The organism is Streptomyces sp. NPDC000134, from assembly GCF_042899225.1.
In the GTDB taxonomy this organism is placed as follows: domain Bacteria; phylum Actinomycetota; class Actinomycetes; order Streptomycetales; family Streptomycetaceae; genus Streptomyces.
In genome coordinates this window covers 265,114-284,753 of sequence record NZ_JBIAZN010000005.1, presented here as the reverse complement: position 1 = coordinate 284,753, position 19,640 = coordinate 265,114, and the positions used below count along the sequence as shown (strand labels likewise).

Genomic DNA, 19,640 nt, shown 5'->3' with positions numbered 1-19,640 from the left:
CCGGCCTTTCGGAACTGCGACAGCGCGAAATACCAAGACTTTCGTCGGCACAAGGTCGAAGACAGGGGATTCACTACATGCGACAGGTCACCCGCAAGGGTCTGATGACGATGGCCGCCGCCACCGGTGTGCTCGCCGCCGCGGGCGGCACCGCCCACGCCACGGACGCCGGGGCGCACGGCTCCGCCACGGGCTCGCCCGGCGTACTCTCCGGCAACACGGTGCAGGCGCCGGTGCACGTGCCGGTCAACCTCTGCGGCAACACGGTCGACGTCGTCGGCGTCCTCAACCCCTCGGTCGGCAACACCTGCGCCAACCGGGGCGGCGGCTCCGGCGGCTACGGCGACCACGGCGGCTACGGCGGCCACGGCGGCTACGGCGGCCACGGGGCGGGAGGCGGCGGCTCGGACGCCGCCGGCCACGCCACCGACTCGCCGGGCGTCGCCTCCGGCAACCACGTCCAGGTACCGGTGGACGCGCCGGTCAACGTCTGCGGCAACAGCGTCGACGTCATCGGCGTCGGCAACGCCTCGACGGGCAACGACTGCGCCAACGGCGGCCACCACCACACGAACCCACCGGGCGGGGAGCCGGAACACCCGGGCGAGCCGGGTGAGCCCGGTCACCCCGGTGAGCCGGGAGAGCCCGGAGAACCGGGCCAGCCCGGTGAGCCCGGTGAACCCGGGGAGCCTGGTGAACCCGGTCAGCCTGGTGAGCCCGGCGCTCCCGAAACCCCGGAGCGGCCCGGCACCCCGCCCGGCTCGGACGACGGGCAGCCCCACGGGCCCGGCGCCCAGTCCGTCAGCCGGCCCCGTGAGAGCGTGCAGCTCGCGCAGACCGGCAGCGACCTGCCGCTGGGCCTCGCCCTCCCGGCCGCGGCCGGCGCGGTGCTCGCCGGTGCGGTGCTCTACCGCAGGGCCCGCGCCTCGGCCTGACACCCCCGCGCGAGCGGAGCGGCCCCCGCCCCGGCGGGGCCCGCTCCGTCTCCGTGGCCTGCGGTCCGTCCCGGTTCACCAGGTGGCGCGCACCTGTCGGATGATCCGCCGACGCAACCGCACCCTGCGGCTGCCGTCGCGCAACAGGCTCAGGCGGTACAACTCCCAGTGTCCGTACTCGGCGTGGTCGGTCAGCAGACGTGTGGTCTCCTTGCGGGAGACCCCGCGCGGCAGGTGCACGTCGACAAATTCGTATTCCGGCATCGCATCTATTGTGCGGTCTGGGGCCCGGTACGGATAGCGTCTGCAGTATGTCTGATGCTGTGCAGCCCACCGCTGCCGAGGTACGCGCCGCCGCCGAGGCGGTCAAGACCGCGCTCGACCGCCACCTGGCCGCGGTCGAGCAACGGTCGGGTGAGGACGACCCGGCCGTCTACGACGCGTTCAACCACCTGGCCGCTGCCGCCGAGGCGTACGACGAGCTGCTCTACGACCGTTACGACGAGGTCACCCCCTTCGAGATCCCCGGCGCGGAGGACACGATGCCGCCGTACACGGGGCCCGAGGAACCGAACGCGCTGAGCGTGCTGATCCGCCGCGACTACGCCGTGGCGGAGCCCCAGCGGCTGCTGGCGCAGGCCCGGCGGGTGGCGGCGGCTGACGACGACGAGGGCCCGGCCGTGGACACCGCGAGCACCGTCCACGGGGCGCTCGGCATCCTGTTCGGCGAGTTCGAACCGGACGAGATCGCCTCCCGGCACAAGGAGTTCGGCCTGGAGGAGGGCGACTCCACGCTGTGGGTGACCGCCGCCGACGAGCCCCCCGAGGCCGGTGAGTGGCTGGAGGCGCCGTTCGAACAGGCCGACCCCCAGCGGGTGGTGTGCCGGTTCGACGTCAGCGCGGTCTTCGACGACATCGGCCACGGCCTCGACGACGACGATGACCTCGGCGACCCGGTGCACACCGGGCGGGACGACGACCTCGACACCGACCTGGACGAGGAACTCGTGGACGACGACGAGGAGGATCTGGAGCCACTGGACGCCGACCGCTAGAGCGGACGGCGCCCGGCAGGACGGCGGTGGCCGGGGGAGACACCTCCCCGGGCCACCGCCGTCGCCGTCCTCAGCCCTCCGCCGGCGCCTGCGGGGCGAGCAGCACCGGCAGCCGGGTCGTCCGCGGCTTGGCCGTGACCTCCGCCACAGCCCGCGGCAGCGCCTGCTCCACGCCCTGCACCACGGACAGATGGCGTGCCGCCCGCCCGAACGCCGTGTAGACCCAGGGCCGGCTGAGCGCCCGCACCGCGTCGCCGGGCAGCACCACGACCACCGCGGGCCACCGGCCGCCGGCCGCCTGGTGCGCGGTCAGCGCCCACCCGTGCCGCACCGAACCGGCCACCCGCTCCTTCGGTACGACCACGGTTCCGCCCGCGCAGGACAGCCGCAGCCCCTCCGCGTCGGCCCCCACCACCCGGCCCGGCAGCGTACGGCCCGGTACGGGGGAGTAGGCGACCCGGTCGCCGGGGTCGAAGCCGCCGAAGCGGCCGGGGCCGGGGTTGAGCCGCTCCTTCAGCGCTGCGTTGAGCGCGCGGGTGCCGACCGCGCCGCCGTGCCCCGGGGTGATCACCTGGGTCTCCTCGGCGGGCACGCCGATCGCGCGGGGCACCGAGTCCGCGACGAGCTGCACGGTGCGGTGCACGGCCTCGCCCGGGTCCCGCACCGGCACGATCACGACCTCCTTGCCCGGCGCCTCGACCTGGGTCAGCTCGCCGATGCCGATCCCGGAGACCAGCTCGCCCAGCGGGCCGGGGTCCGGCCGGCGGGAGGCGACCTGCGGACAGATCCGGGCCGCCAGCAGGTCCGCGAAGACCCGCCCGGGGCCCACGGACCACAGCACCGCCGGATCGCCGGCCAGAACCAGCCGCGCCCCGTCCGCCAGGGACTCCGCCAGCAGGGCCGCCGACTCCACGTCCAGTTGGGGTGCGTCGAACACGATGAGCAGGTCCAGGTCGAGGGCGCCGTCCGGGTCCCGTCCCGGCCCCTCCGTCCCGGCCAGCAGCCCGGCGACGGTGACGACCGGCGCCTGTGCGGACCCCGGACCCAGCAGGCCGGCGAAGCGGGCGCGTCCGGCCGGGCTCGGGGAGGCGGCCCAGGCGCGCAGGCCGAGGCCGGGCGCGGCGGACAGCAGGGCCGCCGGTTCGGCCAGGGACGCCTCGCCGCCGGTGTGCAGGACCAGGCCGTGACCGGCCACCGCGCGGAACAGGTCGGCGGCGGAACCCTCCGCCGAGGCGGCGGCGCCCTCCCAGTCGGCGGTGGAGCCGTCCTGCTTCGGCACCGAGTTCGCCAGCCTGGCCAGGCCGTCGGCGAGGCTCTCCTCGGCAAGCGCGTACCGCTCCAGGCCGACCAGCACCCGGACCGGCCGCTCCTCCTCGCCGCCGTCCTCGTCGTCGCCCCCGTCCTCGGCCACCGGTGCGCGCCGGGCCGGGGCGCCGGTCTCCTCCAGGGCGTCCTGGAAGGCCAGGGCCTCGCCCTCCGCCAGCGCGCTCTGTACGGCGGCGTCGGGGTCCGGCACACCGCGCTGGGCGAGCGTGTCGGTGAGCCTCGGCAGCTCCAGGGCCGTGTGCCCGGCCAGCGCGGCCTGCTCCAGGAGCCAGACGGTGACCGCGCGCCCCCGCCGCTCGTCGTCCGGGCCGCACTCCGCGCCGAGCAGCGCCCGCGCGAAACCGTCCGCCTGCTCGGGGCGGACCCCGGCGACCCGCAGCAGTTGCCAGGGGTCGGCGCGCAGGGCCTCGTCCGCGCCCTCGCCGAGCGCCGCGACGACCTGTGGCGCGAGCGTCTCGGGGGCGCCGCCCGCGGTCAGGACGGCCCGCACGGCCTGCACGGCCTCCGGCGCGGGGGCCGGGGGAGCGCCCGCCGAGCGGTCCGGCGCCGGCGCCGGCCGTCGTACCGGCTCGGGCGCCGGGCGGCGCGGGGCCGGCCGGGGCTCGGCGAAGACCGTGGCCGGCGGCTTCTCCCCGCTCTCCACGGCGCGGACGGCCGCCAGCAGCTCGGCCGCGGTCCCGCTGAGCTTGGTCCCGGCGGCCACCGGCCCCTTCTTCTCCGCCTTCCGCCGCTCGATCCGCTCCCGCTCCACCTGCTGCGCCAGCAACTCGGCCTCGGCCTCGGACAACTCCTTGCCCACACCGGCACCGACACCCGCACCGCCTTCGTCCGCCGTACCGCTCGCGTCCGCCGTACCGCTCGCGTCCGCCGTACCGCTCGCGCCCGCCGTACCGCCGTCGCCCGCCGTGCCGTCATCCTCGGCCGCCGCCCCGTCCCCCGCCCCACCGCGCTCCCCGGCGGGCGACCCCCCGTGCTCCGGGGTCCCCGGCGTCGCCGGTTCGGGGGCGGCCGTGGCCTCCTCGGTGGGCTCGGGTTCCGTGCTCACAGCGTGCTCCAGTCGTGATCGGGATAGCGGTGCACGGGCTCCGACACATCGTCCAGGGCCCGGCAGATCTCGTCAGGAAGACTAAGCGCCTCCACTGACAACGCCGCCGTGAGCTGCCGCGCGTTGCGCGCGCCGACGACCGGCGCGACCACCCCGGGCCGGTCCCGCACCCAGGCCAGCGCGACCTGGAGCGGGGTCACCGCCAGCCCGTCCGCCGCCGTGGCCACCGCGTCCACGATCCGGCTCGCCGCGTCGTCAGGGAGCGACGAACGGCGCCATGTGCTCCGAGGCCCCCCGCGAGTCGCCCGGCGTCGCCCCGCCCCGGTACTTGCCCGTCAGCACCCCCCGCCCCAGCGGCGAGGACGGCAGCAGCCCGATGCCCAGGTCGAGCGCGGCCGGCAGCACCTCCCGCTCTATCCCGCGCTGCACCAGCGAGTACTCGAGCTGCGTGCTCGCCAGCCGGGTGCGCACCCCCGGCGCCGCCAACTGCCAGGTCGCCGCCTTGGCCAACTGCCAGCCGCAGAAGTTGGACACCCCGGCGTACCGGGCGCGCCCGCTGCTCACCGCCAGGTCGAGGGCGTGCAGGGTCTCCTCCAGCGGGGTATGCGGGTCGTAGGCGTGGATGTGCCAGACGTCGACGTGGTCCGTGCCCAGCCGGGCGAGGGAGGCGTCCAGCGCGGAGAGCAGATGGGCGCGCGAGCCGTCGAACCGCCGGTCCGGGTCGGGCACGCTGCCCGCCTTGGTGGAGATCACCAGGTCCCGGCGCGGCACCAGGCCCTCCATCAGCCGCCCCAGCAGGTATTCGGCCTCCCCGTCGCCGTACACGTCCGCGGTGTCGACGAGCGTGCCGCCCGCCTCCCAGAAGGTCTTCAAGAGGTCCGCCGCGTCGTGCTCGTCGGTGTCGCGGCCCCAGGTCAGGGTGCCGAGACCGATGCGGGACACGCGCAGGCCGGTGCGGCCGAGATGCCTCTGCTCCATGAACGCCGAGATTACTGGCCAGGTCTTCCCCCGTGGGGGCCTGTGGACAACCGGTTCCACCGCGCTAAGGTCGGTGCACCAGGGACGTTACTGATCGGTAAGGGGAATCGGCCATGCAGCTCGGGATCAACCTCGGCTACTGGGGCGCGGGAATGGACGCGGACAATCTCGCCGTCGCCCGGGAGGCCGACCGCCTCGGGTACGCCGTCTGCTGGGCCGCCGAGGCGTACGGCTCGGACGCCGCCACGGTGCTCTCCTGGGTCGCGGCGCAGACCGAGCGGATCGACGTGGGCTCGGCGATCTTCCAGATCCCGGCCCGCCAGCCCGCGATGACCGCGATGACCGCCGCGACCCTGGACTCCCTCTCGGGCGGCCGGTTCCGCCTCGGCCTCGGCGTCTCCGGCCCGCAGGTCTCCGAGGGCTGGTACGGCGTGAAGTTCGACAAGCCCCTCACCCGCACCCGCGAGTACGTCGAGATCGTCCGCAAGGCGATGACCCGCGAACGCCTGTCCTACGAGGGCGAGCACTGGACGCTGCCGCTGCCCGGCGGCCCCGGCAAGCCGATCAAGCTGACCGTGCACCCGCAGCGCGAGCACATCCCGCTCTACATCGCGGCGATCGGCCCGAAGAACCTGGAGCAGACCGGCGAGATCGCCGACGGCGCCCTGCTGATCTTCCCCTCGGCCGAGCACCTGGAGGAGACCGCGATCCGGCCGCTGCGCGCCGGACGCGAGAAGGCCGGCAAGACCCTCGACGGCTTCGACGTCTGCCCGACCGTGCCGCTGGCCGTCGGCGACGACAAGGACGTCCCCGCCCTCGCCGACACCTTCCGCCCGTACACCGCGCTCTACGTCGGCGGCATGGGCAGCCGCAAGCAGAACTTCTACAACCGGCTCGCCCAGCGCATGGGGTACGAGAAGGAGGCCGCCGAGATCCAGGACAAGTACCTGGCCGGCGACAAGCAGGGCGCCGCCGCCGCCGTACCGCACGACCTGATCGACCGGACCACGCTGCTGGGCTCCGTGGACCGCATCGCGGACCGGATGCGGGCCTACGCCGCGGCCGGCGTCACCACCCTGACCCTGGCCCCCTCCGGCTTCACCCTGGAGGAGCGGATCGCCTCGCTGCGGGCCGGCACCGAGGCCCTGGAGCGCGCCGGAGTGGCGTAGCGGCGGGAAGTCTTTCACGGCCGTGGTGGGGGCTCGGGAGTCTTCCCCGCCACGGCCGTCACGGGGAACAACGCCGTCACGCGGGCGTGGTTACGCTCGGGCCGGCCCCGCCGTCCGCCTTCTGGCGCAGTCGGCCGACGCACCTGTTGCCGGACCCAGCGTCCGGGACTTGACTCTCTCCTTGCGGACCGCAGAGGCAGAGAGGTGACCGGTGATGCTTTCGGCCAGGAGTCTGTTCCAGGAGATCCTCGACCACGACGAGTCGTTCCGTCTCTTCTGCTCGATCGCCGCCGGCGGCGAGTCCCAGGGCGGCTGGGAGAACGGCCGGATCGCGGCCCTGGTGCCCGAGAGCGAACGCGCCCTGGCCCCGAAGATCGCCCGGCACGGCGCCGACGAGGACAAGCACGGACGCATCTTCCACGCCCTGCTCAAGAAGCGCGGCCTGGAGCCGGTCGAGGTGCCCCCGGAGACCGACTACACCATGCTCCTGGAACGGCACGGCATCGGCCTCGCCCACGACAGGCTCAGGGCCGACCGGCCGCTCACCGTGCGGGACGTCATCACGTACCTGGCGCACAGCAGGGTCACCGAGCAGCGGGCGGCCGACCAGATGGGGATGCTGCGCAAGTACTTCGCCGGCCACCCGGACATCGGCCGGGCGGTCCGGATGATCGCCGGCGACGAGGACAACCACCTGGCGTACTGCCACGAGGAACTGCTCCGCTTCGCCGCCGCCGGACACGGCCGGTACATCCAGCGGACGCTGCGCGCGTGCGCGCTCACCGAGATCCGCGTCCACCGGGACGTCAGCCTCGCGGTCATGGCCCGCATGGGGCGGGTCCTGCACTGGTCCCGGGCCAGGTCGGCCCTGCTCGCGGCGGGCATCCACGCGGTGTACGCCTACGAACGGCTGGGAAGCTGGCGGCGCATGGTGACCCTGCGGACGCCCGAGCGGCGCGACGCCCTCGGCGGCCCCGCCGCCCCGGCGGCCGAGTTCGCCTGAACCCCGCTACAGCCAGCCCCGGCGCTTGAACAGGCGGAACAGCAGCACCTCCAGGGCGGCCATCACGACGATCACCGCCGGATACGACCACACCCAGTGCAGCTCGGGCATGTGGTCGAAGTTCATGCCGTAGATCCCCGCGATCATGGTGGGGACCGCGGCCATGGCCGCCCACGCGGAAATCTTCCGCATGTCGTCGTTCTGCCGGACGCTCATCTGCGCCAGATGCGCCGAGAGGATGTCCGAGACCAGCCGGTCCAGCCCCTCCACCGACTCGTTCACGCGCGTGAGGTGGTCGTGCACGTCCCGGAAGAAGGGCCGCGCCCCGTCGTTGACGAACGGCACCGCCATGCCGAACGCCCCGGTGCCCGCCAGCCTGGTCAGCGGCGGCATCATCGGCACCGTCGCCCGGCGGAACTCCAGGATCTGCCGCTTGAAGTTGTAGATCCTGGACGCCGTGTTCCGCGAGCCGCCGCCGTCCGGCGAGAACACCTCCGCCTCCAGCTCCTCCAGGTCGTTGCCCAGCTCGGTCGCCACGTCCAGATAGTGGTCGACGCAGGCGTCCGCGATCGCGTACAGCACCGAGGTGGGCCCCTCGCCGAGCAGATGGGGCTCCTTCTCCAGCCGCTGCCGCACGGTCCCCAGCGGAGCGCCTTCGCCGTGCCGGACGGTCACCGCGAACCCGTCGCCCAGGAAGATCATCAGCTCCCCGGAGGACACCGTGTCGTGCTCCGCGTCGTACACCACCGGCTTCAGCACCACGAACAGCGAGTCCTCGTACACCTCCAGCTTGGGCCGCTGGTGCGCCTTCAGGGCGTCCTCGACGGCCAGTGGGTGCAGCCCGAACTCCCGGGTGACGTGGTCGAACTCCTGCTCCGAGGGCTCGTGCAGCCCGATCCACACGAAGCCGCCCGCCGCTCGGGCCTCGCCGAGCGCGTCGGAGAGGTCCTCCGGCCCGCCGGAACGATGTCCGTCCCGGTAGATGGCACAGTCCACGATCACCGAACCCATTCTCCCCTCGCCCGAGCACCGGTGCCCGGTCAGCTACGCCTACCCTTGGCGCATGCCCACGCTGATCCTCGTCAGGCACGGACGTTCCACCGCCAACACCGAAGGGCTGCTCGCCGGCTGGACGCCCGGCGTCGCCCTCGACGAACGCGGCGCCGCACAGGCCGCCGCCCTGCCCGAGCGGCTCGCCGGGCTGCCGATCTCCGAGGTGGTCACCAGCCCCCTGCAGCGCTGCCAGGAGACGATCCGGCCACTGCTGGACGCCCGGCCCGCGCTGCGCGTGCACACCGACGAACGGATCGGGGAGTGCCACTACGGCGACTGGTCCGGCCGCAAGCTCGCCGAGCTGAACGACGAACCGCTGATGCAGGTCGTCCAGGCGCACCCCTCGGCGGCGGCCTTCCCCGGCGGCGAGTCGATGCGCGCCATGCAGACCCGCGCCGCCGAGGCGGTACGCGAGTGGAACGCACGCGTGGAGCGCGACCACGGCGCCGACGCGGTGTACCTGATGTGCTCCCACGGCGACATCATCAAGTCGCTGGTGGCGGACGCCCTCGGCCTCCACCTCGACCTCTTCCAGCGCATCCACGTGGACCCGTGCTCCGTCACCGCGATCCGCTACACCCGGCTGCGGCCCTTCCTGGTCCGCCTCGGCGACACCGGCGACCTCACCTCCCTGGCCCCGCCCGAGGAGCCGCACGGCGGCGACGCCACCGTCGGGGGCGGCGCGGGCGCACCGTGATCGTCGGCCGCAGTAGGGTGAAGCGGTCCCGGTAACGCCCACCCCCGACTCGCAATGGAGACAGGACGTGTCCCGTCAGGTGTTCCTCTACGACCAGCCGGACCGCTTCGTGGCCGGCACGGTCGGACTGCCCGGACGCCGTACGTTCTTCCTCCAGGCCATCGCCGGCTCCCGGGTGACCAGCGTGGCCCTGGAGAAGACCCAGGTCGCCGCGCTCGCCGAACGCATGGACGAGCTGCTGGACGAGGTGGTCCGCCGCAGCGGCGGCAGCGCGGCCGTGCCCGCCGTGGCCCCCGCGGAGGTCACCGACACCGCCCCGCTGGACACCCCCGTGGAGGAGGAGTTCCGGGTCGGCACCATGGCGCTCGCCTGGGACGGCGAGGACCAGCGCATGATCGTCGAGGCGCAGGCCCTGGTCGAACTGGACGCCGACTCCGAGGAGGACCTCGCGGAGGCGGAGGAACGACTCCTCCAGGACGAGGAGAACGGCCCCCCGATGCTGCGGGTCCGGCTCACCGGCGCGCAGGCCAGGGCCTTCGCCAAGCGCGCCCTCGACGTCGTCAACGCCGGGCGGCCGCCGTGCCCGCTGTGCAGCCTCCCGCTCGACCCGGAAGGACACGTATGTCCGCGCCAGAACGGATACCGCCGCGGAGCGTGACGGCCGTCGACCTGCTCACCCGGGGTGAGCTGACCGTACGCGGCCGGATTCGCGACGCCTCCAACGCGGCCCTGTACTGCGCGGTCTCCCACGACGGCCAGGAGGCCGCCTGCGTCTACAAGCCCGTCGCCGGGGAGCGGCCCCTGTGGGACTTCCCCGACGGCACCCTCGCCCAGCGCGAGGTGGCCGCCTACCAGGTCTCCGAGGCCACCGGGTGGGGCCTGGTGCCGCCCACCGTGCTGCGCGACGGGCCGTACGGCCAGGGCATGGTCCAGTTGTGGATCGAGGCCACGCCCGACGCCGAACTGCTCGCCCTGGTGGACGGCGAGGAGCCCGAGCCCGGCTGGAAGGCGATCGGGCTCGCCGAGGTCGCCGAGGACCGGACCGCGCTGCTGGTGCACGCCGACGACGAGAAGCTGCGGCGCGTCGCCGTCCTGGACGCCGTGATCAACAACGCCGACCGCAAGGGCGGACACCTGCTGCCCGCCGGGGACCGCCTGTACGGCATCGACCACGGCGTCTCCTTCCACGCCGAGAACAAGCTGCGCACCCTGCTGTGGGGCTGGGCGGGGGAGCCGCTCACGCCCGAGGCCGTGAAGGTCCTCGGCGCCCTGCGGGACGCCCTGGAGGACGGCGCCGCCCTCGCGACCCGACTGGCGGAACTGATCACCCCCGCCGAGATCGACGCCACGCGCACGCGGGTGGCCGCGCTGCTCGCCTCGGGCCGCCATCCGGAACCGACCGGGGACTGGCCGGCGATCCCCTGGCCTCCGGTCTAGCAGCACAGACGCGCGCAACCGGCAAGAGCGCCTAACCGGTCATCCGGCCGGTCCGGTTCGTGTACGGAACATCCGTCCGGTTACGCTCAAGACATGCATGCCTGGCCCGCTTCCGAGGTCCCCGCCCTGCCCGGTCAGGGCCGCGACCTGAGGATTCACGACACCGCGACCGGGGGCCTGGTGACCCTCGACCCCGGTCCCGTCGCCCGTATCTACGTCTGCGGCATCACCCCGTACGACGCCACCCACATGGGACACGCGGCGACCTACAACGCGTTCGACCTCGTGCAGCGCGTGTGGCTCGACACCAAGCGGCAGGTCCACTACGTCCAGAACGTCACCGACGTCGACGACCCCCTCCTGGAGCGGGCCCAGCGCGACGGCGTCGACTGGACCGCCCTCGCGGAGCAGGAGACCGCCCTCTTCCGCGAGGACATGACCGCGCTCAGGATGCTCCCGCCGCGGCACTACATAGGCGCCGTGGAGGCCATACCCGGGATCGTCCCGCTGGTCGAGCGGCTCCGGGACGCGGGCGCCGCCTACGAGCTGGACGGCGACGTCTACTTCTCCGTCGAGTGCGACCCGCACTTCGGCGAGGTGTCCCACCTCGACGCCGCCGCGATGAAGCTGCTCTCCGCCGAGCGCGGCGGCGACCCGGACCGTCCGGGCAAGAAGAACCCCCTCGACCCGATGCTGTGGATGGCGGCCCGCGAGGGCGAGCCGAGCTGGGACGGCGGCTCGCTGGGCCGCGGCCGGCCCGGCTGGCACATCGAGTGCGTCGCCATCGCCCTGGACCACCTCGGCATGGGCTTCGACGTCCAGGGCGGCGGCTCCGACCTCGCCTTCCCGCACCACGAGATGGGCGCCTCGCACGCCCAGGTCCTCACCGGCGAGTTCCCCATGGCCAAGGCGTACGTCCACGCCGGCATGGTCGCCCTGCACGGCGAGAAGATGTCCAAGTCCAAGGGCAACCTGGTCTTCGTCTCCCGGTTGCGGCGCGACGGCGTCGACCCGGCCGCCATCCGGCTGACCCTCCTGGCCCACCACTACCGCTCCGACTGGGAGTGGACCGACCAGGTGCTGCGGGACGCCGTGGCCCGCCTGGAGCGCTGGCGGGCCGCCGTCTCCCGGCCCGACGGCCCGCCCGCCGAGGCGCTCGTCGAGGAGATCCGCGAGGCCCTCGCGAACGACCTGGACTCCCCGGCCGCGCTCGCCGCGGTCGACCGCTGGGCCGCGCGCCAGCAGGAGACCGGCGGTACGGACCCCGGCGCCCCCGGAGTCGTCTCCCGCGCCGTCGACGCGCTGCTGGGCGTCGCCCTGTAACCGGGACCGGCCGGGACCGAGTGACAGGGGGGCCTTCGCGCGCAACCGCCGCGGAGGCCCCGCCCGTGTGCGGGGCTGTGATCCTCCGCAGACGGCCGGCCGGACGACGGCCGGCCCGGCAGGCTCTTCGCCGGCGGCGGCGACAGCGGCGAGATACGCGGTCGCCGACCCGCGGTTCCGCGTCCCGACGACGGTGGCGGCCTGGGGTGACCGGCTGCACCTGCCCGCCGCCCGCTTCGACATGGACCCGCCGCAGCCCGACACCGACTGCGACGCGGTGGCCGTGGACCGCATCCGACGGCCGCGCCGGGCGGCGGCCACGGCGGCGCCGGGCCCGGGAACGGCGGCCCCGGGCCGGCACGGCGGCGGGGGCGCGCTCCCTGTGGAACGCGCCCCCGCCGGGGTCACTCCTCCGACGACTCCTCGTCGTCGCCGCCTGTCTTCGGCGGCTTCGGCGGACGCGAACGGCCGCCCGGCTCGCCCCGCAGGAACGGCGGTCCGGGCGAGGCGTCGCCGCCGTCCGCCGTGGCGTGCCCGCCCGGTCCGGCCCCGTCCCGGCGGCGCAGATACCGCTCGAACTCCCGCGCGATCGCCTCGCCCGACGCCTCCGGCAGCTCCGCGGTGTCCCGGGCCTCCTCCAGCGTCTGGACGTACTCGGCGACCTCGCTGTCCTCGGCGGCCAACTGATCGACGCCCACCTGCCAGGCCCGCGCGTCCTCGGGCAGCTCGCCCAGCGGGATGCGCACGTCGATCAGGTCCTCCAGCCGGTTCAGCAGGGCCAGCGTGGCCTTGGGGTTCGGCGGCTGCGACACGTAGTGCGGCACCGCCGCCCACAGCGACACCGCCGGTACGCCCGCGTGCGCACAGGCTTCCTGGAGGATGCCGACGATGCCGGTGGGGCCCTCGTACTTGGTCTCCTCCAGGTCCATCCGGCGGGCCAGGTCCGCGTCCGAGGTGGTCCCGCTGATCGGCACCGGGCGGGTGTGCGGGGTGTCGCCGAGCAGGGCGCCCAGGATGACCACCAGCTCCACGCCCAGCTCGTGGGCGAAGCCCAGCAGCTCGTTGCAGAACGAGCGCCAGCGCATCGACGGCTCGATGCCGCGCACCAGCACCAGGTCGCGCGGCTTCTCACCACCGACCCGGACCACCGACAACCGGGTCGTCGGCCACGTGATCTTGCGGACGCCGGCCTCGATGAACACCGTGGGCCGGTTGACCTGGAAGTCGTAGTAGTCCTCGGCGTCCAGCGCCGCGAAGACCTCGCCCTTCCACTCCCGGTCCAGGTGCGCGACCGCGGTGGAGGCGGCGTCGCCGGCGTCGTTCCAGCCTTCGAACGCGGCCACCATGACTGGGTCGATCAGCTCGGGAACCCCCTCCAGCTCGATCACCCAGCGCCTCCTTCCGACGTGCCCTCGCGTACGTCCCAACCTTACGGCGTGCCGCGGGGGCGCCCGCGACCCCCTTGCGCGGGGGAGTGAACGGATCACTGCCCCGTTCCCCGCACTCGAACACCCGGGGACTCACAGGGTCGAGCGCAGCCACTGCTCCACCGACGCGATGTGCACGGTCGCCCACGACCGGGCCGCCTCCGCGTCCCGGTCGCGCAGCGCGGCGAGGATCGCCCGGTGCTCGCGCAGGGTGCGGCCGACCGCGTCCTCCTGGGTCAGACCGCGCCAGACCCGGGCCCGGGTGGTGGGCCCGGACAGCCCGTCGAGCAGGGAGCAGAGCACCGTGTTGCCGGAGCCGCGCACGATGCCCCGGTGGAACTCCAGGTCGCAGGCGACCAGCGTCTCCACCGACGGTTGCGCGCCCAGCGCGTCCAACTGGGCGTCCAGCGCGTCCAGCTCCGCCTCGCCGATCCGGCCGGCCGCCATCGCGGTCGCGGCCGGCTCCAGGATGCGGCGTACGGCGAGGAACTCCAGGACCGTGTCGTCGCGGTGGAAGTCGACCACGAAGCTGAGCGCCTCCAGCAGGAGCTGCGGGTCCAGGCTGGTGACGTAGGTGCCGTCGCCCTGGCGCACGTCCAGGATGCGGATGAGCGACAGGGCCCGGACGGCCTCCCGCAGGGAGTTGCGGGACAGGCCGAGTTCACCGGCCAGCTCGCTCTCCTTGGGCAGCCGGTCGCCGGGCCGCAGCGCGCCGGAGACGATCATGCCCTTGATCTTCTCGATCGCCTCGTCGGTGACTGCCACGGTCGGCCTCCCTGCCTCGCGCGGATGCCGCTCAGACATCCGATGTATCAGGCCATTATGGGGGTGCCGCCGGGCTGCCCCGGACCGCCCCGGACCCACCGGGGGCGGTGGACCGGGGACGGGCCGGAAGCGGGCGCGAAAGGGGCCCAGGGGCCGTGGGCCCGTGGGGTTACTTCTTGTCCAGCAGGTCCTGGACCTTGGCGCGGACCTCGTCCGTGGCCAGGCCCCGGATGGTCAGCGTGGTGCGGCGGCGCAGCACGTCGTCCGGGGTCTCGGCCCACTCGTGGTCCCGGGCCCAGACGACCTGCGCCCAGATCTCCGGGGCGTCCGGGTGGACGCGCTCGGCCAGCTCCGGGCGCTCGTTGGCCAGCCGCGCGATGTCGAAGGCCAGCGAGCCGTAGTGGGTGGCCAGGTGCCTGGCGGTGTCGGCGGCCATCCGCGGGCCGGGCGCCGGGCCGTCGGCCAGCAGCCGGTGGGCGACCGCGCGGGGGTTGGCGACGCCGGGCAGCGGCAGCTTGCGCGGCAGCGAGGCGATCGGCTCGAAGTCGTCGCCCAGCGGGTGGCCCGGCAGCGCCTCCAGCTTCTTCATCACCGTACGGCCGATGTGGCGGAAGGTGGTCCACTTGCCGCCCGCGACGGACAGCATCCCGCCCCGGCCCTCGGTGACGACCGTCTCCCGCTTGGCCTTCGCGGTGTCGCCGGGGCCGCCCGGCAGCACCCGCAGGCCCGCGAAGGCGTACGTGATCAGGTCCCGGTCGAGCTGCTGGTCCCGGACGGAGAACGCGGCCTCGTCCAGGATCTGGGCTATGTCCTTGTCGTTGACGGCGACGTCCGCCGGGTCGCCCTCGTACTCCTCGTCGGTGGTGCCGAGCAGCAGCATGTCCTCCCAGGGGAGGGCGAAGGTGATCCGGTACTTGTCGATCGGGGTGGCGAGCGCGGCCTTCCAGGGCGAGGTGCGCTTGAGCACCAGGTGCGCGCCCTTGGAGAGGCGGATGGACGGGGCCGCGCCCGGGTCCTCCATCCGGCGCAGGTGGTCGACCCAGGGGCCGGTGGCGTTGAGCACCAGGCGGGCGCCGACACCGAACTCGTCGCCGGAGAGCCGGTCCCGCAGCTCGGCGCCGGTCACCCGGCCCCGGGTGAAGCGCAGGCCGGTCACCTCGGCGTGGTTGAGGACGACCGCGCCCGCCTCGACGGCCGCGCGGACGGTCATCAGGGCCATCCGGGCGTCGTTCATCTGGTCGTCGCCGTACACGGCCACGGCCTTGAGGTTCTCGGTGCGCAGCTCGGGCACGTCCTGCTGGGCGCGGGCGGGGGAGAGCAGGTGGCCGACGCCGTCCCCGAAGGCGGACAGCGCCGAGTACGCGAGGACACCGGCGCCGAGCTTCGCCGCGCCGTGCGGGCCGCCCTTGTAGACGGGGAGGTAGAAGGTGAGCGGGTTCGCCAGGTGGGGGGCGACCTGGCGGGAGACCGCACGGCGCTCGAAGTGGTTCTCCGCCACCAGCTTCACCGCGCCGGTCTGGAGGTAGCGCAGTCCGCCGTGGAGCAGCTTGGAGGAGGCGGAGGAGGTGGCGCCGGCGAAGTCACCGGCGTCGACCAGGGCCACCCTGAGGCCGGACTGCGCGGCGTGCCAGGCCGTGGAGATGCCCAGGATGCCGCCGCCGATGACGAGAAGGTCGTACGACGCCTTGGCGAGCTGCTCCCGGGTCTCGGCCCGGCTCGGGTTGGAGCCGGAGGCCGGGTGCGTCCCCAGGGCAGGTACGGACGTCAGGGTGGACTCAGTGGTCATTGCGGTTCTTACTCCTCGTCAGCTTTCGTCGGCGATCCAGCCCATGGTCCGCTCGACGGCCTTGAGCCAGCTCTTGTACTCACGGGCGCGGGTGTCCGCGTCCATGCGGGGGGTCCACTCGGCGGCCCGCCGCCAGTTGGCGCGCAGGTCGTCGGTGCTGTTCCAGAAGCCGACGGCGAGGCCGGCGGCGTAGGCGGCGCCCAGGCAGGTGGTCTCGGCGACCATCGGGCGCACCACGGGGGCGTCCAGGAAGTCCGAGAGCGTCTGCATCAGCAGGTTGTTGGAGGTCATCCCGCCGTCGACCTTGAGGGCGGTCAGCTCCACGCCGGAGTCCTTCGTCATGGCGTCGGCGATCTCCCGCGTCTGCCAGGCGGTGGCCTCCAGCACGGCGCGCGCCAGGTGCGCCTTGGTCACGTACCGGGTCAGGCCGGCGATCACCCCGCGGGCGTCGGAGCGCCAGTAGGGGGCGAACAGGCCGGAGAAGGCCGGGACGAAGTAGGCGCCGCCGTTGTCCTCGACCGACAGGGCGAGGGTCTCGATCTCGGCGGCGGTGGAGATCAGGCCCATCTGGTCGCGCATCCACTGCACCAGCGAACCGGTGACGGCGATCGAGCCCTCCAGGGCGAAGACCGGCTGCTGCTCGCCGATCTGGTAGCCGACGGTGGTGACCAGGCCGCTGTACGAGTTGATGATCTTGTCGCCGGTGTTCATCAGCATGAAGGTGCCGGTGCCGTACGTCGACTTGGTCTCGCCCTCGGCGAAACACGTCTGGCCGAACAGGGCGGCCTGCTGGTCGCCGAGCGCCGAGGCGACGGGGATGCCGCCGAGCAGCTCGCCGAGCCTGCCGCCCTTGATCTCGCCGTAGACCTCGGCGGAGGAGCGGATCTCGGGCAGCATCTGGGCGGGCACGCCGATCGAGTCGCAGATCCGCTGGTCCCACGCCATGGTGTGCAGGTTCATCAGCAGGGTGCGGGAGGCGTTGGTGACGTCGGTGACGTGCCTGCCGCCGTCGACGCCGCCGGTCAGGTTCCAGATGACCCAGGTGTCCATGGTGCCGAAGAGCAGGTCGCCCGCCTCGGCGCGCTCGCGCAGGCCGTCGACGTTGTCGAGCAGCCAGCGGGCCTTGGGCCCGGCGAAGTAGGAGGCCAGCGGCAGGCCGGTCTCGCGGCGGAAGCGGTCCTGGCCGACGTTGCGGGCCAGCTCGCGGCAGAGAGCGTCGGTGCGGGTGTCCTGCCAGACGATGGCGTTGTGGACGGGCTCGCCGGTGTTCTTGTCCCAGACGAGGGTGGTCTCCCGCTGATTGGTGATGCCGATCGCCTTGATGTCGTCGCGGGTGATGCCGGCCTTCTGCACGGCCCCGGCGACGACCTCCTGGACGTTGGCCCAGATCTCGTTGGCGTCGTGCTCCACCCAGCCGGGCTTGGGGAAGATCTGCTCGTGTTCCTTCTGGTCGACGGCCACGATGCGGCCGTCGCGGTCGAAGACGATGCAGCGCGAGGAGGTGGTGCCCTGGTCGATGGCGGCGATGAACGGTCCGGCAGTGTGGGCGTCGGTCACTGTGTGCTCCTGGGGTCCGTGGTCCGTGGTGGTGGCGGTGGTGGTTTCGGCGGCGCTCACGCGAACGCGACGTTGTAGACGCCGGCGGCGACGGCGGCGCCGATCAGCGGGCCGGCCACCGGGACCCAGGCGTAGCTCCAGTCCGAGCCGCCCTTGTTGGGCAGCGGCAGCAGGGCGTGCACGATGCGCGGGCCGAGGTCACGGGCCGGATTGATGGCGTAACCGGTCGGGCCGCCGAGCGAGAGGCCGATGCCGACCACGACGAAGGAGGTGATCAGGACGCCGAGCGCGCCGAGACCGTCACCGTCCTGGTTCAGCCCCTGGGTGAGGATGGCGAGGACGAGCACGAAGGTGCCGATGATCTCGGTGGCGAGGTTCTGCCAGGTGTTGCGGATCTCCGGGCCGGTGGAGAAGACGCCGAGGACCGGGCCCGCGCCCTTCTCCTGGGCCTCGACCGCCTTGGCCGTACCGGTCTGGGCGCCGGGCCCGCCGACGATCTCCTTGTCGGTGAGGTGGGCGTGGAACTGCCCGTAGTAGGCGATCCAGACCAGGGTGGCGCCGATCATGGCGCCCAGGAGCTGGCCGCCCCAGTAGACCGGGACGTCGCTCCAGTTGCCGTCCTTGATCGCCAGGGCCAGCGTGAGGGCCGGGTTCAGGTGCGCGCCGGAGAGCGGGGTCGAGATGTAGGCGCCCACCATGACGGCGAAGCCCCAGCCCAGCGCGATGGCGACCCAGCCGGCGTTGCGCGCCTTCGACGCCTTGAGCGTGACGGCGGCGCAGACGCCACCGCCGAGCAGGATGAGTATGGCGGTACCGATGGTCTCGCCGATGAAGATGTCGGAGCTGGACACCCGCGACTCCTTTGTCCTTCGTCCAGGGGATGGCGGCCCTTGGCGTTGCCACACTCTAACGCTTATTGCCGGTAAGTGTTCGACAATGCCGACCGATGGACGGGAGTCTTGTCCCGGCGTCGCACATGAGTCAAGTGCTCTGTTACCGAAACCACGATCGTTATCGGCTGGTGCGGCTTGTCGATCTTCCTGCGCTTATGTCGGTTTACAGGTGATCCATGCGCTTTCCGGGGACATCGGGGCAGGTCGACGGCCCGGAACGCCGTCCGGCGTACCGGGCCCGTTTGCGCCGGTAGGGCTCAGAAACGTCCGGCGCCCAGGTCCCGCGACACCGCGCGGGCGCAGTCCCGGACCGCCGCGACCAGCTCGGGCCGCAGCTCGCCGTCCCGGCACAGCCGCTCCACGGCCCCGGTGATGCCCACCGAGCCGACCGGCATCCGCCGCCGGTCGTGGATGGGGGCGGCGATGGAGGCGACGCCCTCCCAGGTCTCCTCGACGTCCGCCGCGTACCCCCGGGCGCGCGTGAGGTCGAGCACCTGCTCGAAGGCGGCGGGTTCGCAGACCGTGCGGTCGGTGAACGCCTTGCGCTCGGTCTCCATCACCTCGCTGTGCGCGACCGGGTCGTAGGCGGCGAGCACCTTGCCCAGGGCGGTGGAGTGCAGCGGCTGCATGGCGCCGATCTCCAGCACCTGCCGGCTGTCGTCGGGGCGGAAGACGTGGTGCACGATCAGCACGCCCTGCTGGTGCAGCACCCCCAGGTGCACGCTCTCGCCGCTGGAGCGGGCCAGGTCGTCCGTCCACACCAGGGCCCGCGCCCGCAGTTCGTGGACGTCGAGGTAGGTGGTGCCCAGGCGCAGCAGCTCCGCGCCCAACTGGTACCGCCCGGAGGCGTCGTCCTGCTCGACGAAGCCCTCCTGCTGGAGGGTGCGCAGGATGCCGTGCGCGGTGCCCTTGGCGAGGCCCAGCGACGAGGCGATGTCCGACAGGCCGAGCCGCCGCTCGCCGCCCGCGAGCAGGCGCAGCATCGCGGCCGCCCGTTCGAGCGACTGGATGTTCCGTGCCATCGCCGTAGTGCCTCCGTCCCTTCGACCGCCGACCCGCGACGTCGCTGCCGCAGTTCGGCAGTACCACTGTTCGGCAATGCCGAACACTACCGGTCCATGCCGACCTGCCGCCAATGGCAGATCGGCATCCGGCCGCCGCGCCCGCGCCCCGGCACACCGCCCGGCGGCG

Annotated in this window: 17 protein-coding genes and 1 pseudogene; 8 read left to right on the top strand and 10 right to left on the bottom strand. The window is 73.4% G+C overall.

Going from position 1 to position 19,640, the window contains the following annotated elements; translation table 11 throughout:
• The first annotated feature begins 77 nt into the window (after positions 1 to 77).
• Positions 78 to 935, top strand: coding sequence for a chaplin (locus ACFY32_RS10140; protein ID WP_390673867.1), 858 nt, complete (start codon positions 78 to 80; stop codon positions 933 to 935).
• A gap of 75 nt (positions 936 to 1,010) precedes the next feature.
• Here ACFY32_RS10140 and ACFY32_RS10135 read toward each other — a convergent pair whose 3' ends face one another.
• Positions 1,011 to 1,199, bottom strand: a complete 189-nt coding sequence (locus ACFY32_RS10135; RefSeq protein WP_359202201.1) for a DUF5703 family protein — start codon at positions 1,197 to 1,199, stop codon at positions 1,011 to 1,013.
• A 47-nt stretch (positions 1,200 to 1,246) separates the two neighbouring features.
• Here ACFY32_RS10135 and ACFY32_RS10130 point away from each other — a divergent pair, with 47 nt between their 5' ends.
• Positions 1,247 to 1,990 carry a hypothetical protein gene (locus ACFY32_RS10130; protein ID WP_359202203.1) on the top strand — a complete coding sequence of 248 codons (744 nt, stop codon included), beginning with the start codon at positions 1,247 to 1,249 and terminating at the stop codon, positions 1,988 to 1,990.
• Between the two features lie 70 nt (positions 1,991 to 2,060).
• Here ACFY32_RS10130 and ACFY32_RS10125 read toward each other — a convergent pair whose 3' ends face one another.
• Both ACFY32_RS10125 and ACFY32_RS10120 read right to left on the bottom strand, forming a co-directional pair.
• Positions 2,061 to 4,361, bottom strand: a complete 2,301-nt coding sequence (locus tag ACFY32_RS10125; protein WP_390673866.1) for a helix-hairpin-helix domain-containing protein — start codon at positions 4,359 to 4,361, stop codon at positions 2,061 to 2,063.
• Positions 4,358 to 5,339, bottom strand: a pseudogene (locus ACFY32_RS10120) (aldo/keto reductase). The gene ACFY32_RS10125 and the pseudogene ACFY32_RS10120 overlap by 4 nt, the downstream one beginning before the upstream one ends.
• 113 nt (positions 5,340 to 5,452) lie before the next feature.
• On the opposite strand from ACFY32_RS10120, the gene ACFY32_RS10115 reads away from it, so the two are divergent.
• Together ACFY32_RS10115 and ACFY32_RS10110 are read left to right on the top strand one after the other, a co-directional pair.
• Positions 5,453 to 6,508 (top strand): LLM class F420-dependent oxidoreductase, encoded by a 1,056-nt coding sequence (locus ACFY32_RS10115; protein ID WP_359202209.1) that lies wholly within the window; start codon positions 5,453 to 5,455, stop codon positions 6,506 to 6,508.
• Between the two features lie 214 nt (positions 6,509 to 6,722).
• Positions 6,723 to 7,511, top strand: a complete 789-nt coding sequence (locus tag ACFY32_RS10110; protein WP_359202211.1) for a ferritin-like domain-containing protein — start codon at positions 6,723 to 6,725, stop codon at positions 7,509 to 7,511.
• A gap of 6 nt (positions 7,512 to 7,517) precedes the next feature.
• Here the strand turns inward: ACFY32_RS10110 and corA are convergent, their stop codons facing one another.
• On the bottom strand, positions 7,518 to 8,513 hold the full coding sequence (corA, locus tag ACFY32_RS10105; protein ID WP_359202213.1) for a magnesium/cobalt transporter CorA: 996 nt from the start codon (positions 8,511 to 8,513) through the stop codon (positions 7,518 to 7,520).
• Between the two features lie 61 nt (positions 8,514 to 8,574).
• Here corA and ACFY32_RS10100 point away from each other — a divergent pair, with 61 nt between their 5' ends.
• The 4 genes from ACFY32_RS10100 (at position 8,575) to mshC (ending at position 12,021) form a co-directional block, all read left to right on the top strand.
• Positions 8,575 to 9,261, top strand: a complete 687-nt coding sequence (locus ACFY32_RS10100; protein WP_359202215.1) for a histidine phosphatase family protein — start codon at positions 8,575 to 8,577, stop codon at positions 9,259 to 9,261.
• A 67-nt stretch (positions 9,262 to 9,328) separates the two neighbouring features.
• Positions 9,329 to 9,919 (top strand): DUF3090 domain-containing protein, encoded by a 591-nt coding sequence (locus ACFY32_RS10095; protein WP_190206286.1) that lies wholly within the window; start codon positions 9,329 to 9,331, stop codon positions 9,917 to 9,919.
• Complete coding sequence (locus ACFY32_RS10090; protein WP_390673865.1) at positions 9,883 to 10,698, top strand: SCO1664 family protein; 816 nt, start codon at positions 9,883 to 9,885, stop codon at positions 10,696 to 10,698. The genes ACFY32_RS10095 and ACFY32_RS10090 overlap by 37 nt, the downstream gene beginning before the upstream one ends.
• Positions 10,699 to 10,791: 93 nt before the next feature.
• The gene (gene mshC, locus ACFY32_RS10085; RefSeq protein ID WP_390673864.1) at positions 10,792 to 12,021 is read left to right on the top strand and encodes a cysteine--1-D-myo-inosityl 2-amino-2-deoxy-alpha-D-glucopyranoside ligase; all 1,230 of its coding nucleotides are present in this window, start codon (positions 10,792 to 10,794) and stop codon (positions 12,019 to 12,021) included.
• A 404-nt stretch (positions 12,022 to 12,425) separates the two neighbouring features.
• On the opposite strand, the gene ACFY32_RS10080 is transcribed toward mshC, so the two are convergent.
• From ACFY32_RS10080 to ACFY32_RS10055, 6 genes are all read right to left on the bottom strand, one after another.
• On the bottom strand, positions 12,426 to 13,409 hold the full coding sequence (locus tag ACFY32_RS10080; protein ID WP_390673863.1) for a PAC2 family protein: 984 nt from the start codon (positions 13,407 to 13,409) through the stop codon (positions 12,426 to 12,428).
• Positions 13,410 to 13,541: 132 nt separating this feature from the next.
• Positions 13,542 to 14,213: a FadR/GntR family transcriptional regulator gene (locus tag ACFY32_RS10075; RefSeq protein WP_359202224.1), complete on the bottom strand. Its 672-nt coding sequence runs from the start codon at positions 14,211 to 14,213 to the stop codon at positions 13,542 to 13,544.
• Positions 14,214 to 14,382: 169 nt separating this feature from the next.
• Positions 14,383 to 15,999, bottom strand: a complete 1,617-nt coding sequence (locus ACFY32_RS10070; RefSeq protein ID WP_359202226.1) for a glycerol-3-phosphate dehydrogenase/oxidase — start codon at positions 15,997 to 15,999, stop codon at positions 14,383 to 14,385.
• An 18-nt stretch (positions 16,000 to 16,017) separates the two neighbouring features.
• Positions 16,018 to 17,556, bottom strand: coding sequence for a glycerol kinase GlpK (gene glpK / locus ACFY32_RS10065; RefSeq protein WP_390673914.1), 1,539 nt, complete (start codon positions 17,554 to 17,556; stop codon positions 16,018 to 16,020).
• 56 nt (positions 17,557 to 17,612) lie between these two features.
• Entirely contained in the window at positions 17,613 to 18,407 is a 795-nt protein-coding gene (locus ACFY32_RS10060) for an MIP/aquaporin family protein (protein WP_390673862.1), read from the bottom strand.
• A gap of 299 nt (positions 18,408 to 18,706) precedes the next feature.
• The gene (locus ACFY32_RS10055) at positions 18,707 to 19,471 is read right to left on the bottom strand and encodes an IclR family transcriptional regulator (protein ID WP_359202230.1); all 765 of its coding nucleotides are present in this window, start codon (positions 19,469 to 19,471) and stop codon (positions 18,707 to 18,709) included.
• Positions 19,472 to 19,640: the final 169 nt, after the last annotated feature.